Here is a 487-nt window from a genome sequence, read left to right as displayed (position 1 = left end):
AATCGATATTTCCCCTGATACGTTCATGTGAACAATGCGTCTTATATCTTCCACATCGCTCGAATGTCCCAAAGCCCACATGAGTTTGGTGACGCATGCCTCCCTCGTCATATCATAGGAAGATATCGCGCCAGCCTCACGTGCGGTGACAAATCATCCCTTGTCTTTTTTTCTGCTGTCGCTGGTTGCCAAAGGGCCACGCCGTAACCCACGCCGAAGGGGCCTTCATAGGAGATGACATCGATAGGTTCGCCTCGTGGCCGTCTCAAAGGGTCGAAGCGTGGAGGAGATGATCGAAGTTGTGCGCGCCGGCGTGGATGCGATAGGCGAAAACCGCGTTCAGGAGGCTGCGCAAAAGCGCGCCGTGCATATATGGCGTCCGTGCTCTATGATGTTGAGGTGGGCACCATAATACCGTTCTTGAGGTATGACCGCCTCCATGATCGACTGAACGTCTTCGGGCGTCGCGCTCCAAGGAGCCCAACCT

1 pseudogene is annotated in these 487 nt (G+C 54.8%); it reads right to left on the bottom strand.

What is annotated here, in order from left to right:
• A pseudogene (locus EZM41_RS14705) lies at window positions 1-132 on the bottom strand (asparaginase); the annotation flags it as partial.
• Between the last annotated feature and the right edge of the window lie 355 nt (window positions 133-487).

This window comes from Acetomicrobium sp. S15 = DSM 107314 (assembly GCF_016125955.1).
GTDB classification, from domain to species: Bacteria; Synergistota; Synergistia; order Synergistales; family Thermosynergistaceae; genus Thermosynergistes; species Thermosynergistes pyruvativorans.
Note: the sequence above shows the minus strand (reverse complement) of the source record. Positions and strands in the feature narration are given on the sequence as shown.